The 15,705-nt window shown below is 37.1% G+C and carries 11 protein-coding genes; 10 read left to right on the forward strand and 1 reads right to left on the reverse strand.

The features are described from left to right. Positions 1 to 2: 2 nt before the first annotated feature. The gene (gene glyS / locus MRZ19_RS03150; RefSeq protein WP_291030232.1) at positions 3 to 2,027 is read right to left on the reverse strand and encodes a glycine--tRNA ligase subunit beta; all 2,025 of its coding nucleotides are present in this window, start codon (positions 2,025 to 2,027) and stop codon (positions 3 to 5) included. Positions 2,028 to 2,148: 121 nt separating this feature from the next. On the opposite strand from glyS, the gene MRZ19_RS03155 reads away from it, so the two are divergent. The 10 genes from MRZ19_RS03155 to MRZ19_RS03200 all read left to right on the forward strand — a co-directional run bounded on the left by MRZ19_RS03155 (position 2,149) and on the right by MRZ19_RS03200 (position 15,578). After that, positions 2,149 to 3,480, forward strand: a complete 1,332-nt coding sequence (locus tag MRZ19_RS03155; RefSeq protein ID WP_291030234.1) for an ATP-binding protein — start codon at positions 2,149 to 2,151, stop codon at positions 3,478 to 3,480. 112 nt (positions 3,481 to 3,592) lie between these two features. Beyond that, positions 3,593 to 4,717, forward strand: coding sequence for an efflux RND transporter periplasmic adaptor subunit (locus MRZ19_RS03160; protein ID WP_291030236.1), 1,125 nt, complete (start codon positions 3,593 to 3,595; stop codon positions 4,715 to 4,717). Positions 4,718 to 4,726: 9 nt separating this feature from the next. Beyond that, positions 4,727 to 7,855: an efflux RND transporter permease subunit gene (locus tag MRZ19_RS03165; protein WP_291030238.1), complete on the forward strand. Its 3,129-nt coding sequence runs from the start codon at positions 4,727 to 4,729 to the stop codon at positions 7,853 to 7,855. Further along, positions 7,845 to 9,248 (forward strand): efflux transporter outer membrane subunit, encoded by a 1,404-nt coding sequence (locus MRZ19_RS03170; protein ID WP_291030240.1) that lies wholly within the window; start codon positions 7,845 to 7,847, stop codon positions 9,246 to 9,248. The genes MRZ19_RS03165 and MRZ19_RS03170 overlap by 11 nt, the downstream gene beginning before the upstream one ends. A gap of 20 nt (positions 9,249 to 9,268) precedes the next feature. After that, on the forward strand, positions 9,269 to 9,856 hold the full coding sequence (locus tag MRZ19_RS03175) for a thermonuclease family protein (RefSeq protein WP_291030242.1): 588 nt from the start codon (positions 9,269 to 9,271) through the stop codon (positions 9,854 to 9,856). An 80-nt stretch (positions 9,857 to 9,936) separates the two neighbouring features. Next, on the forward strand, positions 9,937 to 10,953 hold the full coding sequence (pseI, locus tag MRZ19_RS03180; protein WP_291030244.1) for a pseudaminic acid synthase: 1,017 nt from the start codon (positions 9,937 to 9,939) through the stop codon (positions 10,951 to 10,953). 138 nt (positions 10,954 to 11,091) lie between these two features. After that, positions 11,092 to 13,107, forward strand: a complete 2,016-nt coding sequence (locus MRZ19_RS03185) for a methyl-accepting chemotaxis protein (RefSeq protein WP_291030246.1) — start codon at positions 11,092 to 11,094, stop codon at positions 13,105 to 13,107. 160 nt (positions 13,108 to 13,267) lie between these two features. After that, the gene (locus MRZ19_RS03190; protein ID WP_291030248.1) at positions 13,268 to 14,053 is read left to right on the forward strand and encodes a transporter substrate-binding domain-containing protein; all 786 of its coding nucleotides are present in this window, start codon (positions 13,268 to 13,270) and stop codon (positions 14,051 to 14,053) included. Between the two features lie 3 nt (positions 14,054 to 14,056). Next, a complete protein-coding gene (locus MRZ19_RS03195; RefSeq protein WP_291030250.1) occupies positions 14,057 to 14,755 on the forward strand; it encodes an amino acid ABC transporter permease in 699 nt (232 codons plus the stop codon). After that, on the forward strand, positions 14,745 to 15,578 hold the full coding sequence (locus MRZ19_RS03200) for an amino acid ABC transporter ATP-binding protein (RefSeq protein ID WP_366936144.1): 834 nt from the start codon (positions 14,745 to 14,747) through the stop codon (positions 15,576 to 15,578). The genes MRZ19_RS03195 and MRZ19_RS03200 overlap by 11 nt, the downstream gene beginning before the upstream one ends. Positions 15,579 to 15,705: the final 127 nt, after the last annotated feature.

Raw genomic sequence — 15,705 nt, forward strand, 5'->3', positions numbered from 1 at the left:
TCCTAAAAACTAATCTCTTTAATGTCTGCAATGCTTAAAAATTCTTTATAGATTCTTGCAATTAGGTGTTTTCGGTTGTTTTTAAAGGCAATATCTGGAGCATTAACAAGCACTTTGTCAAAGAAGCGTTCTAAAATGGGGCTTAAATCAAGTAGAGATTCTAAATGCTTTGTGTAATCATTAGCGTTTAATGCGCATTGCTTAAAACTATGGTAAAGCTCTATTTCTTCGCTTGCTAGAAGTTTGCTTTCATCAATAGGAAGTGTGCTGTTTAAATCCACTTCTTTTGTGATGTTTGCTAGGCGTTTGAAAGTCTGCGTTAGAAGTTGTTTATCTTGGTTTTTAAGAGCAGAGTTTAGAGCATTTAATTTTTGAAAAATTCGCATTAAATCACGCTCATTTGTTGCTAAAACAGCACGCAAAAGCGAGGGGTTAAATTCTAATAAGGAATCTAAACGCTCTAAAATAAAGGATTCTAGGATTTTTACATTAAAATCCTTGTAATGGATTTTGAGGACTTCTAAAACTTCTTTGAGATTAAAGGGTAGGTTAAAATGCAAAATGATTTTAATGACGCCATTTGCAGCACGGCGTAAAGCAAAAGGATCTTTAGAGCCACTTGGAATCTTGCCTATGCTAAAGAGTCCTAAAAGATTATCAAGTTTATAAGCTAGAGAAATGATTGCACTAATGAGATTGGAGGGTAAGGCACTTTCTTCTGCATTGGGTAGATATTGCTCTTTAATTGCTAGGGCGACTTTATCATCATAATGTAATGCTTTTGCATAGTAGTATCCCATAATGCCTTGCAGTTCTGTAAATTCATACACCATCTCACTCATTAAATCTGCTTTGCTAAGCAGGCAAGCTTGATTTAAAATTTCTAAATTGACTTTAAATAGATTACCTAAAGTGCGAACAATTAAGCATTCTCGCTCTGTTTTATCCCACATAGAGCCTAAGCCTTCTACAAAAGTAATTTCTTTTAGTTTCTCTGGTATAAAGCCATTTTTTAAGTCATTATGGTAGAAGAATAATGCATCCTCTAAACGCGCGCGTAAGACTTTGACATTTCCGTTAATGATTTTTTTGGGATTTTTGCTTAAGCTGTTTGAAACTAGCACAAATCCATTGTGCAAATGCTTATCTTTGTAGGTGGCAAAATAGCGTTGATTGACTTTCATTGAAGTGATAATGCAAGGTGGTGGGAGCTCTAAAAAACGCACGCTAAATTCTCCAAAAAGTGCGGTGGGATATTCAGTGATTGCTACTATTTCATCTAACAATTTTTCATCAATTTCTACTTTGATATTTTGTGCATTTTCAATCTGTGCCATTGCACTTAGGATTCTACTTTTGCGCTTATCTTGATCTAAAATTACACCATTATTTTCTAGAGTTTGTAAATACGATTCTAAAGAAATCACATCAAAAGGCTCAAAACTGATATTGCGATGCACATAGGTTTGTGCTTTTGCCTCCACTCCATAAAGTTTTAATGGGATAGGTTTAGAATCTAAAAGGCATAAAATCCAAGAAATTGGACGGATAAAGGATTCCTTTAAGTTTCCCCAACGCATTGTTTTGCCAAAGTTTAGGGATTCTAAAAAACCCTTGATAATTGTTTCTAGTAAAATGTCAGAAGGTAGCTGCTCTGCATTTTTTTGGCAATAGAGGACTTCTTTTCCATCTTTTTGTGTGGTTTGCACATTTGTAGCCTCAATGCCACATTTTTTAAAAAATCCTAATGCCGCTGGTGTTAGTGTGCCATCTTTATAGGCGATGTTTAAGGGGGGTCCAAAAAATTCTAAAGTTTTTGGGCTTTGGAATTTTGGAAATTCTTTTGCAATGATAACCAAGCGACGCGGTGTGTAATAAAAGTCAAACGCACAATCTAAACGCTTTGCTTCTAAGATTTTTTGGAATTTATTTTTGAGATTTGGTAATTCTGCTAAAAGCGGAATCGCTGGTAGCTCTTCTGTGCCAATCTCTAGTAAGAGTGGACTAGTTTGTAAAGCAGTTGTCATTTATTGTTGCCTTTTAAAAAATCTCGCAATTGTAACAAAACAAAAGCTAAAAAACTCTAAAAGCGGTTTAAAACTGCATTTGCTGTTGTATAATTTTAGCTAAAAGTAGGGGGTTTATCAGATGGAATGGCTGATACATTGGAATGATGATTTGCCTGGCGTGTTGCTTTTTGGGATTTTTATTGGCTTAATCTGGGTGGTGTTTTATTTAATGGGGCAACATAGGCGATTAAGCAGAGAATTAAAGAATGCTAAAGAATTAGTAGAGGAGCTTCAAGGTCAAAGAGAAGCAGTTGAGATTTTAAGCAGAGAGCTTGCTAATCAGATTGAACAGGAAGTTGCACAGCGTTTAAAGAGTGATTATACCCATAATTATTTGTTTGAAAGCAGTCTTAATGCGATTGTGATTGCGCAATATGAGGATTTAAAAATCATTCAATATAATGGTCCTGCCTTTGCTCTTTTTGGGGTTGAGATGTTAAATTATAACGCTTTAGAATTATTTCAAGATGTGGAGTGTAAGCGTTTTGTTTTAGAAAAAATTGATCAATTAAAGCGTAGCAAGCAATGTCAAAATTTTCGGATACGCTTGCAAACTAGGGATATAACAATTCCTGTTATGGTGTCCATTAATTTTTTAGAATTTGCGCAAAAAACGACATTATATTTTACTTTTATTGATATTTCTGATGTGGCAAAATTAGAAGAAGAATTGCAAAATAAGCATTTAATGCTTGCGCAAAAAACAAAAGATGAAGAAATGGGAAGAATGCTTGGTAATGTAGCGCATCAGTGGAAGCAGCCATTAAATGCACTTTATCTTGTGTGTCAGAATTTAAAAGAAATGCGTTCTTTGGGGGTGCTTGATGATGTGGAATTTGAAAAATATTTGCAGATAATGACGGATCAAATTAAATTTATGTCAAACACAATTGAGGCATTTCGTTCATTTTATATTCCTTCTAAAGAAAAAGAAGAATTTGAGATTTGCACAGCGATTCAAAATACTCTTGATTTATTTTATAGCATTTTAGATAATAATATTTTTATAAAATTTCCATTTTGTAAAGATGAAAAATCTCTTAGAATCAATGCGATTAAAAGTGAATTTCAAAATATAATAATCATTTTAATGGATAATGCGATTGAAGCAATTGGGGATCGCTTAAAGAAAAAGGAAATTAAAAAAGGAAAAATTACAATCCGTTGCGCACTAGGGGAGAATATTGCAGGAATACCAATGTGTGTAGTTTATATTAAAGATAATGGAGGTGGGATTCGTGCAGATATTGCAAGAAAAGTATTTGATAAATTTTTCACCACAAAGCAAAGTGGTACTGGTATTGGCTTATCTATGGTGCAAATGTTTTTGGATTCTATGCAAGGTAGAATTTCATTTATTAATGAAAAAGATGGTGTAGAATTTAAAGTGGAACTACCATTAAGTCATTAGTTTTAAGTATGGTTTTAAGCAAATATTAGTTAGAATCCGAAATTTAATGTGTAATTTTAATTACAATTTTATAATAATCGTTTCAAAGATTGATTTTCAGATAAGGAAAAGAATGAAAAAAACAAAAATAACATTTTCTAAAATGCTTTTGGGCTTAGTTTGCGGGGGATTGCTTTTTGTAGGCTGTTTTAAAGAAAATGAAAATACGCAAGCAACACAGCAACAAAATTTTGCAATTCCAGTTAACACTTATAGAGTTAAAACAGCAGACATTCCTGTGAGTTTTGAGTTTCCTGCAAAGCTTGAGAGCTTGCAGAGTGTGAATGTTTATGCGCGTGTGGAAGGGATATTGCTAGAGCAGAATTTTGTGGAGGGAGGCTTTGTGAAAGAGGGAGATAAGCTTTTTAAGATTGATCCTTCTAAATATCAAGCTTCTTTGAATATTGCGCAAGCACAACTTCTTTCTGCGCAAGCAACTTTTGAAGCTGCAAGTCGTGATTGGAAGCGCGCACAAAGATTGTTTGAAGAAAATGCGTTAAGCCCTAGAGAATACGATTCTGCCCAATCTGCATATGAAAGTGCAAATGCAGCAGTTGCCAATGCAAAGGCTAGTTTAGACATTGCTAAGATTGATTTGGGTTATACTGATGTGAGGGCAACTGCAAGCGGAAAAATCGGTATGAAGCGTTATGATATTGGCGATTTAGTTGGCAAGGTAGGAGGGGATAATGTGCTAGTAACTATTACGCAACTTGATCCCATTCACGCAGAGTTTTCCATTCCAAGTAGCGATTATTATTTTGTGCGCACACTTCATCAAGAAAATGTAAGGGTGCATTATATTTTGCCAGATGGCAGTCAATACAATAAAGAGGGTAAAATTGATTTTATTGATAGCGTGCTTGATGTTAATACGGCAACAATTAAGGCGCGCGCATTGGTTGAAAATCCTGAGCATTTATTGATACCAGGAGAGTTTTCGCGCATTAGATTAGAAGGCTTTATCTTAGAGGATTCCATTATCATTCCACAAAATGCTCTGATGCAAGATTCTAAAGGAAGCTATGTGTTCAAAATTGTAGAGGGTAAAGCGCAACCTACTTACATTACCATTGGACACATAATAGGCAATAGCATTGTGGTTAAAAGCGGTTTGAGCGATGATGATGAGGTGATTACAAGCCAGCTTATTAAACTGCGTCTAGGCACACCAGTAGTACCAATGCAACAAAAATAAGGAATCGCAATGTTTTCAAAATTCTTTATTAATCGTCCTGTTTTGGCGATGGTAATGTCTATTATCATTGTTATTGCAGGTTCGTTGTCAATTTTTTCGCTTGCCATTGAAGAATATCCGCAAGTTACTCCGCCACAAGTTGTTGTGCAAGCAACTTATCCGGGTGCTAGTGCAGAAGTGATTTCAAGCGGTGTGGCAAGTGTTTTGGAGAATAGTATTAATGGTGTTGAAGGAATGTTGTATATGCAGTCTTCTGCAACTTCAAATGGTGTGCTATCCATTAATATTTATTTTACCAATGAAACCAATCCTGATCAAGCAACCATTGATGTTAATAATAGAGTGCAAGGAGTTTTAAGTCGCTTACCCCAAGAGGTGCAAAGAGCAGGTGTAACTGTTAATAAGCGTTCTTCTACAATTTTAGCCGTGTATTCTCTCTCTTCAAGCACACCAAGCCACGATGCGGTTTTTATTGCAAATTATGCAACCATTAATATTTTAGATGCGTTAAAAAGGATTCCGGGAGTTGGTGATGCTGCTTTATTTAGCCGCTCAGAATATTCAATGCGTCTTTGGCTGATGCCAGATAAGCTTGCTAAATACCATCTAACACCTGCTGAAGTGATTAAGGCAGTCCAAGAGCAAAACTCACAATTTGCAGTGGGTGCATTTGGACAAGAGCCTATTAGAAAGGATTTAGATTTCACTTATTCTGTAACAACGCAGGGACGCTTTAGCAGTGTTGAAGAGTTTGGAGGGATTTTAATCCGCACAAATGCTGATGGTTCTTCTTTGTATTTAAAGGATGTGGCGAGAATTGAATTGGGCGCAGAAGATTATAGTGTTAATGCCTTTTATAATGGCAAGCCAGCTGTTGCTTTTGGAGTGTTTTTACAACCCGGAGCAAATGCGCTTAATGTGGCAGAGAGCGTGAGTGCAACGCTAGAGGAATTGTCTAAAAATTTTCCTGATGGTTTAGAATATGCGATTCCTTATGACACAACAGAGTTTGTGGATGTTTCCATTAAAGAAGTGGTTAAAACCTTCATTGAAGCAATTGTTTTAGTTGTGATTGTGATTTACTTCTTTTTACAAAATTTTAGGGCTACAATTATTCCGGTTTTAGCTGTGCCTGTGTCAATCATTGGTGCATTTGCAGGGATGTATCTTTTAGGCTTTTCTATTAATCTTTTAACGCTTTTTGGGCTGATTTTAGCCATTGGAATTGTTGTTGATGATGCGATTATTGTGATTGAAAATGTGGAGCGGTTAATCCACAAAGAAAAACTTTCTGTAAAAGAAGCGACAACAAAGGCGATGGAAGAGATTGCAGGTCCTGTAATTGCGATTGTTTTAGTGCTTTCAGCTGTGTTTATTCCTGTGGCATTTATTGGAGGATTTGCCGGAGAGATTTACAAGCAGTTTGCCATTACTATTGTGATTTCTGTTATTATTTCTGGATTTGTAGCATTAACGCTCACCCCCGCCCTTTGTGTGTCCTTGCTTAAAACAAAAACGCCTGAGCCTTTTTGGATTGTGAAAAAGTTTAATCTTTTTTTTGATTGGCTGACGCATCAATTTACACAGAAGGTTGCACACGCAATTCGGCGTGGAACATTATATGTGGTTTTGTTTGTGGGGCTTATTGGAATCACTTATGGATTATTTACGCGTGTGCCAAGTGGGCTTGTGCCTTCTGAAGACAAGGGGGTATTGCTAATTTCTATGAAGCTTCCTCCTGCAACAGCATTGAGTAAAACAACAGATGTTGCTGCTTTTATGGAGCAAGTTGTTAGGCATCATCCAGATACTGAGGCGATTATGGCGCTTGCAGGATACGATTTGCTCTCAGGGGCTGTTAGAACATTTGGTGGGGCAGCCTTTGTGAAGTTAAAGGATTGGGATTTACGCAAAGAGGATTCCCAACACTCACAAGCAATTGCCAATGCGCTAACTGGACAATTAATGCAAAATCCTAATGCAATTATTTTTGCGCTTAATCCACCACCTATTGTAGGGCTTAGTTTAACAGACGGCTTTGAGATGTATGTGCAAGATAGAACAGGTGGTTTTATTGAAAACTTACAAAAATACACGCAAGAAATTTTGCAAAAAGCAGCACAAAGGCAAGAGCTAAGAGGTGTAAGAACAACGCTAAGTGCTGATGTGCCACAATACAATGTGCAACTTGATAGACAAAAAGCTAAATCTTTAGGGGTTAATATTAATGATGTTTTTGCAACCTTACAAGCAACTTTTGGTTCTTATTATGTAAATGATTTTAATCTTTTTGGTAGAACTTATAAGGTTAATATTCAATCCGATGGTGCTTTTAGAGAGAGTCCAGAGGATTTACGCAATGTTTATGTGCGTTCAAATAGTGGAGAGTTAGTGCCAATTAGTGCATTGGTAACTTTTAAAAGAATCGTTGCTCCAGATATTTTAGAGCGTTTTAATCTCTTCCCAGCAGCAAAGTTAATAGGAGATGCAGCGGCAGGTTATTCTTCAGGAGATGCGCTAAGGGCTATTGAAGAGGTAGCAGAGGAGGTTTTACCAGAAGGCTATACGATTGCTTGGTCGGGAACTTCTTACCAAGAAAAAGCAAGCAGTAATACAGGTGCACTTGCTTTTATTTTTGGTTTAGTGTTTGTATTTTTGATTTTAGCAGCGCAATATGAGCGGTGGCTTATGCCTATGGCGGTTTTAACAGCAGTGCCTTTTGCGGTTTTTGGTGCGATTTTGGCAACTTGGCTTAGGGGGCTAAACGCAGACATTTATTTTAACATTGGACTTGTGATGCTCATTGCTCTTTCTGCAAAAAATGCGATTTTAATCATTGAATTTGCAATGCAAGCAAGGGAAGTGGAGGGTAAAAGCATTTATGATTCCGCTATTGAAGCAGCAAGGCTTAGATTCCGTCCTATTGTAATGACTTCTTTAGCCTTTACTATTGGCGTTTTACCGCTTGCTCTTAGCACAGGGGCAGGGGCGGCAAGTAGGCACGCAATAGGCACAGGGGTGATTGGTGGAATGCTTGCTGCAACTTTTATTGCAATATTTTTTATCCCATTGTTTTACACTTACTTTGCGCGTTTTAGTGAGTTTATTGCAAATTTAAGGAGCAAAAATGAGTCCTAAAATTTTCTGCTTAAGTTTTCTTATAATTTTAGCCTTAGGTGGTTGTTCTTTATCGCCTAAGTATTCTGTGCCTATGACAAATCTTTTAGATTCTAAGGAAGCATTAGAGAGTGCGCAAGAAATGGACATTAAAGAGAGATGGTGGGAGGATTTTGGCGATGTGCAGTTAAATGCTTTTGTTCAAGAAGCTTTGGGAAATAACTATGATTTGTTAGTGGCAATGGAGCGCATAGAGCAAGCACAAGCGCAATGGGGCTATGCAAGAAGCGATCGTTATCCTAGTTTAAGAGTGCAAGGTGAAGCAACACGGAATCGTAAAAATTTAAACCAAAGGGAAAATTACAATAATTTTTCTCTAGGTGCTGTGTTAAGCTTTGAACTTGATTTGTGGGGAAGGGTTAGAGATGCAGATAGAAGTGCATTAGCAAAACTTTTAGCAGTGAAGGCAAGCGGAGATATTGTGCGCTTGAGTTTGATTGCAAATGTGATGCAGGGTTATTTTGGAGTTTTAGCACTTAACAATCAAGTGCAAATCTCTCAAAATACTCTAAAAAGCCGTGAAGAAAACTATCAATATCGCAAAAAAGAATTTGAAGCAGGTAAGATTTCAGAACTAGATATGCAACAAGCAAAATCTCAAGTGGAAAGTGTGAGGGCGCAATTACAGAATCTTTTAAGGGAGCAAAATTCTGCACAAAGTGCGTTTTTAATCCTTTTAGGACGCGATGGCAAGGGAGTATTTGAAAATGCGATTCCAACTCTACCACAAACTTTGGTTAATGCACCAAGCATACAGGCAGGCTTGCCATCAAGCATTTTGCAAAAACGCCCAGATATTGAAGCAGCAGAGCAGAATCTAAAGGCAGCAAACTTTTCTATTGGTGTTGCGCGGAGTGCATATTTTCCGACCATTTCTTTAACGGGGCTTTTGGGCTATGCAAGTCCGCAGTTGGATGCATTAATTAAAAGCTCAAATTCTACTTGGAATTTTGGAGGAAACTTTATAGGAAATATTTTAGATTTTGGTAGGACAAGTGCTAATGTAGATTTAGCAAAGTCGCAATATAGAGAAATGCTTTTAACTTATGGGCAGACTTTGCGTGTGGCATTTGGCGAAGTTAGGGAGAGTTTATTTAATGCGCAAATCACAAATGAGCGTTTAAAGAGTCTTAATGAACAAGTTAGTGCATTAAGGCGCACATTAGAGCTTGCAAATTTACGCTATGCAGAAGGCTATACAAATTATCTTGAAGTGTTAAATACACAAAGTGCATTGTTTGCAGCAGAGTTGCAACAAGAAGCGGCAAAGTTAGAATCCCTAAGTGCAGCCATTAGTGTTTATAAGGCTTTTGGCGGGGGCTGGGATAAAAAGAAGTTTGAATCTGGGCTTTAGACATATGGTAAGGACTTAAAGTGCTAAGATTAAAAATTTTGTTATTAATTGGAATTTTAAGCACACAAAGTTTTGGGTTTAGTATCCCACCTGTTAGTGTGCAAGTTTTAATGCAGCATATTTTTTCCCCCACGCTTTTTAGTGTGTATAGCAAGGATTATGGAATCTTATATTGTCAGCTTTATGGTGTGGCAGGAGTTAGTAAGAGTTTTCAATGGGAAGGATGTGAGATTGCGCCACAGACACTTAGAGAAATGCGTCATTTTGCAATGCAGTATGCGCAAAATAAGATTAAGTTAGAGCAGCAGTTTCGCTTAGGCTATAAGAATGGCTGGTGTTTTTTGCAAAAAGGCGGGAATCTTTTGAATGCAGAAGTGGTGCGTGATGGCTATGCTGTGGTGCAGTATTTTGATTTAAGTGAGGAGAAAACATTAAAGGATTTAGAAAAGTTGGAATCTATTGCAAAAAGTCAGAAAAATGGACTTTGGAAAGAGTGGGAAAAGGAAATGGAGTGTTTAAAGACAGCATTAAATGAGATTGCAGAAGTTGCGCATAAAGAGGGTTTAGAGAAGAGTTTGGAATTGCGAATGGGTGGAGAGATGGAATGAAAGGGAGTGATGTGTTAAGTAAGAAAGTTTGGAGGATTCATAAAAAAGCAATGTTAAAAATAGAGAACTTTGGATATTAAATGCAAAAGAATAAAATTTTCTTAGTTGCTGAGCTTTCTGCAAATCATAATCAAGATAAAAATTTAGCCTTTAAAACAATAAAAGCTGCTAAGGATTCAGGTGCTGATGCGATAAAGCTACAAACTTACACGCCAGATTGTTTAACGCTAGATTGTGATTTAGAGGATTTTAAAATTAAAGGCACGCTGTGGGAGGGTAAGAATTTTTATGCGCTTTATAAAGAGGCGATGACGCCTTGGGAGTGGCATAAAGAATTGTTTGATTATGCAAAAGAACTTGGGCTTATGTGCTTTTCAAGCCCTTTTAGTAAAGAGGCGGTGGATTTTTTAGAAACCTTAGGGAATCCTATTTATAAAGTTGCCTCTTTTGAAATTGTAGATTTAGAGCTAATAAAGTATATGGCGCGCTTAGGCAAACCTATGATTTTATCAAAAGGGATTGCGACAAAAGAGGAGATAGAAGAAGCGATTAAGGCTTGCAAGGAGGTTGGGAATGATTCCATTACGCTTTTGCAATGCACAAGCTCTTATCCAGCTCCCTTAAATAGTGCAAATTTATCGTTGATTCCACGACTTCAAAAAGACTTTAGTGTTGCCATTGGCTTATCTGACCATACGCTAGGTATTACAGCCCCTATTGTTGCAGCATCACTTGGAGCAAGAGTGATTGAAAAGCATTTTATTTTAAAACGCTCTTTTGGGGGTGTAGATAGTGCATTCAGTTTAGAGCCTAAAGAGTTTGCGCAAATGGCACAGGCAGTTAGGGAAACAGAGGAGTTGCTTGGGGATTCTACTTATGCGCTCAGTGAAAAGTCAAAAGAGGGGCGTGTTTTTATGCGTTCTTTGTATGTTACAAAAACCATTAAAAAAGGTGAAGTCATACAAGAAAATGCAATAAAATCTGTGCGTCCGGGATATGGAATCGCACCAAAATATTTAAAAGATGTGTTAGGAAAGTGTGCTAGCAAAGATTTAGAGTTTGGTAAAGCATTGCAATTTGGCGATTGGATGGAATAATTGGGTTATTAAGATTTGATTGCTTTTAAAAGATATAATTAATATTAGTTTAAAGTTTTTAAAATTTAATATTGAATTAATATAAAAATTTATAGAATAATTTTAAGTAAATTTAGATTTTTTAGAAAGGAAAAAAGTATGTTCCGTTCATTGGGTGGAAAGCTCACAGCAAGTGCGGTTTCGGTTTTTGTGGTAATTATTATTGTGATTAGTGCATTTAATTTTCAAAATACTTCAGGAGATGTTCAGAAGCTTTATCGTGGAATCCAAAAGCAAACATTGGAGTCTGCTTATAAAAGCATTTTTATTTCTGTAGTTGATGAAGTGCAAGAGGATTTGCGTGTGATTGCTAGGGATATTTCTAGGGTTGATAAAGAGAGTGTTGTGCAACAGCGTGTTGTATTGGATACGGCATTGTCTCTTGCGGAATATCCTGTGATGTTTATTGTTTACGATGATGATGGAAAAGCGATTTTGCAAAATTATAATGGTGATGGCGATACACGATTCAGTGCAGATTGGGATGATTTTGGTAGCTTGGATTTGCGCCAACGCGATTGGTATGTGCAGACCAAGCAAAAGAATCAAGGCGTTATCACTCCTGTGTATCAAAGTGTTGCTGGTAAGTATAAAGGTGATTATTTTGCAACGGCAACTATGCCCCTTATAAAAAATGGTAAGTTTATTGGTGTAATTGGAATGGATATTAGAGTTGATGAATTCCAAGAGCGTTTTGATGCCTTTAAGAATTCTGAGCTTCCTTCTGCGAGCGTATTTATTGCGGATTCTAATGGAGTGATATTTTCCCATAAAAATATGGATTTAGTGAAGAATAATGCGACTAAAGGAGCGGAAGCTGCATTGCAGAATGCTTTGAAGTCTGGTTCTAAAGAAGGGCAAATTGATTATAGTTTGGATTTAGGGAATGGGCAAACCATTGATAAGTTTGGATTTTATAAGCAGTTTCCTTTTGGTTGGACAATTGTTTCTTCCGCAGATAAGAGCGATTATACGCTAGCGGTTAATAGAAATTTAATTAAAACAATTGTCTTAGCAGTTGTAATGATTATTATTGGTGTAGTTATTTTATTATTTATCATCCGTTATTTTACAAATCCTATCAATGTAATTAAAACAACGCTTATTGAATTTTTCAAATATCTTAACCACGAAAGTAAAGTTGCACCTAAAGCACTTGAAATTAAAAGTCAAGATGAGATTGGTATGATGGCGCAGGCGATTAATGTCAATATAGAAAAGACAAGGGACGGATTACAAAAGGATGAAGCCCTTGTTAAGCAAGCCCTAGAGGTTATTGAAATAGCACATGGGGGTCATGTGGAATTTTTGATTGATTTAGAAGGGGCAAACCCACAATTAAATAATTTACGCGATGCAGTAAATAATCTATTGAAATTGCTTGTTACAGCAGTTAGTAACAATTTGCCTGAATTAAATCGTGTGTTTGATAGCTTTGTGAAACTTGATTTTAGCACGCAAGTGGCAAATGCGGAAGGGCGTGTGGAGATTGTAACAAATACATTAGGGGAAGAGATTCGTAAAATGCTTAGAACTTCTTTAGAGTTTGCAAATTCCTTAAATGAACAAAGCGATAAGCTTGAAGAAGCAGTCAATTCTTTAATGCAGTCTTCTAGCTCCCAAGCTTCTTCGTTGCAACAAACTGCATCGGCGGTAGAAGAAATCACTTCATCAATGCAAAGTGTAAGCGGTAGAACGCAAGAAGTCATTCAGCAGACTGAAGATATTAAGAGTGTCATTGGAATCATTAGGGATATTGCAGATCAAACGAATTTGTTGGCTTTAAATGCTGCCATTGAAGCAGCAAGAGCAGGAGAACACGGAAGGGGGTTTGCTGTTGTTGCTGATGAAGTGAGAAAATTAGCGGAGCGAACAGGGAAATCTCTAGGTGAAATTGAAGCAAATGTAAATTTATTAGTGCAAAGCATTAATGATATGGCGGAATCCATTAAAGAGCAAACCACAGGAATTACACAGATTAATGACACAATTTCAAGTTTAGAATCTGCAACACAGGAAAATGTAGGCATTGCAAATACAAGTTCTGAGATTTGTCAAAGTGTTTCTGAGATTGCAAAAGCAATTTTAAAAGACGCAAATAAGAAAAAAATCTAAGCCTTAAAACTTTCATTTATTCTTTACGCACAAGAGTAGGGAAAACTTAAGCAAGTATTTTGCCTTGTGTGTGAAGTTTAAAAAGCAAAAATAAATGCCAAAGTGTGCAGTCAAAATTAAAATTTTGCTATAATCCTTGCTTATTTTTATTCTAAGGAGAATGGTCGTGTATCGTTTGGTTTTATCTAGCATTTTGGCGGTTTTTGTGGCGTTTGGTGTGAGTGGTTGTAAAGATGATAAGAAATTAGTTGTCGCAACGGCGGCGGAGTTTCCGCCCTTTGAGTTTAAGGAAGGTTTGGAATATAAAGGCGTGGATATGGAGATATCCCGTGAGATTGCAAAGCGTTTGGGCAAAGAGCTTGAAATAAAGGATATGGAATTTGATGCTGTGATGAGTGCTGTAAGTAGTGGGAATGCGGATTTTGCAGCAAGTGGGCTTACGATTAATGAAACGCGCTTAAAGGTAGCAGATTTTACAAAACCTTATTATAATGCAAATCAAGTGGTGATTGTCAAAAGTGAAAATGTTGCACTCAAAGCAGTTGGTAATGATGCAGAAGCATTGGCTATGGCAATTTCTCAAAAAGATGGAATTAAAATTGGTGTGCAGGCAGGCACAACGGGTGCATTTTTTGCTAAAGGAGATGAGGAATGGGGTTTTGCAGGATTTCCAAAAGCAGAGGTTAAAAGCTTTGTGAATGGCTCGCTTGCTGTTAGTGCATTAGTGAATGGGCAAGTGGATATAGTGATTTTAGATGAAGCTCCAGCGCGCTTGATTTCTAAGGGGAATGCGGGAACAGAAGTGCTAGAGGCAGCTTTAACACAAGAAGAATATGGAATTGCAGTTAAAAAGGGCAATAAAGAGCTTTTAGATTCTATAAATAGTGTATTAGATGCAATGCGAGAAGATGGGACATTTGATAAAATTATGCAAAACTACTTTTAATCTATGGATAAATTAGAAGTTTTTTACAATCAGTTTATCACAAAGGGTGGCTATGCGCTTGTATTAGAAGGCGTTGGTGTAACGCTTTTGCTCGCTGTGCTTGGCTTGCTAATAGGCATTGTGATTGGCACTTTGCTAGCCATTTTGCTAACAAAAGATGAGAAAAACGCATTTGAGTCCGTGTTAGTTGGAATCGCAAAGTTATATGTTGGATTCTTTCGCGGGACGCCCATTGTTGTGCAATTACTCTTTATCTACTTTGTGATTTTGCCACTTTTTGGGCTTGCAGGAAGCAGTGCGTTGCTTGTAGCAGTGGTGATTTTTGGCTTAAATAGCGGTGCGTATGTCAGTGAGATTATCCGCGGTGGAATCTTAAGTGTGGATAGTGGGCAAAATGAAGCAGCAAGGGCGTTAGGGCTTAATTCTAGGCAGAGTATGCGCTTTGTCGTGTTTCCACAGGCTCTTAAAAACGCTCTCCCAAATTTAGGCAATGAATTTATCACGCTCCTTAAAGAGACTTCAGTGGCAAATTATGTAACAGTGCACGACTTAACCTATGCGTTTAAGACGATTGGAAGTGCAGGCTATGAATATATGATTCCTTATTTTTGTTTGGCGTTGTGTTATTTGGTGCTTGTAATGGTGGCTAGTTTTATAGTCAAGCAATATGAAGGGAAGTTAAGAAGAAGTGATAAGCGTTAGAAATCTTTTTAAAAAATATGAGGATTACACAAAGGCAGGTAGGCAAGAGAAAATCGTGCTAAATGGCTTAAATGTGGAGTTTAAGCCTGGGGAAAAGGTTGTCATTGTTGGACCTAGTGGGAGTGGAAAAAGCACCTTTTTGCGCTGTTTAAATCTTTTAGAAAAGCCAGATGGTGGTGAGATTTGGCTAGATAATAAAAGGATTTCTGCTTTAAGTGTTGGATTGTATCCTGAGCTTTTAAAACTTAAGGGCAGGGCGTTAAAAAAGGCGATTTTAGAATATGATAAAAAGCATCGCATTGATATAAATTTGGCGCGTGCTAAAATGGGAATGGTGTTCCAGCATTTTAATTTATTTAATAATTTAAGCGTTTTAGAAAACATTACGCTTGCGCCTGTGCGCTTAAAGCGTGCAACGCAAAGTGAAGCAAAAGAGTTAGCCCTAGCACTTTTAGCGCGTGTGGGTTTGTCTGATAAGGCGCACGAATATCCTGTGCGCTTAAGCGGTGGGCAGAAGCAAAGAATTGCGATTGCAAGGGCTTTAGCGATGAAGCCTGAAGTCATACTTTTTGATGAGCCAACAAGCGCGTTAGATATTGAGATGGTAGGGGGTGTTTTAGAATTAATGAAAAGTGTAGCAAATGAGGGAATGAGTATGGTTTGTGTAACGCACGAAATGGGCTTTGCAAGGGAGGTTGCCACGCGTGTTTTGTTTATGGAAGGTGGGAATATTTTAGAGGATTCTCCGCCTAAAGAGTTTTTTGATAATCCTAAAAGTGAGAGATTACAGGATTTTTTAAGCCATATTAAAGGAAGGGTATGAATTTAGCAGAGCAAACAAAGAAACTTTTAGAGATATTAGGCGATGGTTTTCCACTAGAGCGTTTGGGGTTAATCTTACAGCATAAAGAGATGATTTTAGAATGGTTGGAATCCAAGGAGTTTAAGGC

The organism is Helicobacter sp., assembly GCF_022770205.1.
In the GTDB taxonomy this organism is placed as follows: Bacteria; Campylobacterota; Campylobacteria; order Campylobacterales; family Helicobacteraceae; genus Helicobacter_D.

What these genes read in the sequence shown, in the direction of transcription:
- glyS (WP_291030232.1), bottom strand. Translation starts at nt 2,027, where the DNA reads ATGACAACTGCTTTACAAACTAGTCCACTCTTACTAGAGATTGGCACA.
- MRZ19_RS03155 (WP_291030234.1), top strand. Translation starts at nt 2,149, where the DNA reads ATGGAATGGCTGATACATTGGAATGATGATTTGCCTGGCGTGTTGCTT.
- MRZ19_RS03160 (WP_291030236.1), top strand. Translation starts at nt 3,593, where the DNA reads ATGAAAAAAACAAAAATAACATTTTCTAAAATGCTTTTGGGCTTAGTT.
- MRZ19_RS03165 (WP_291030238.1), top strand. Translation starts at nt 4,727, where the DNA reads ATGTTTTCAAAATTCTTTATTAATCGTCCTGTTTTGGCGATGGTAATG.
- MRZ19_RS03170 (WP_291030240.1), top strand. Translation starts at nt 7,845, where the DNA reads ATGAGTCCTAAAATTTTCTGCTTAAGTTTTCTTATAATTTTAGCCTTA.
- pseI (WP_291030244.1), top strand. Translation starts at nt 9,937, where the DNA reads ATGCAAAAGAATAAAATTTTCTTAGTTGCTGAGCTTTCTGCAAATCAT.
- MRZ19_RS03185 (WP_291030246.1), top strand. Translation starts at nt 11,092, where the DNA reads ATGTTCCGTTCATTGGGTGGAAAGCTCACAGCAAGTGCGGTTTCGGTT.
- MRZ19_RS03190 (WP_291030248.1), top strand. Translation starts at nt 13,268, where the DNA reads ATGGTCGTGTATCGTTTGGTTTTATCTAGCATTTTGGCGGTTTTTGTG.
- MRZ19_RS03195 (WP_291030250.1), top strand. Translation starts at nt 14,057, where the DNA reads ATGGATAAATTAGAAGTTTTTTACAATCAGTTTATCACAAAGGGTGGC.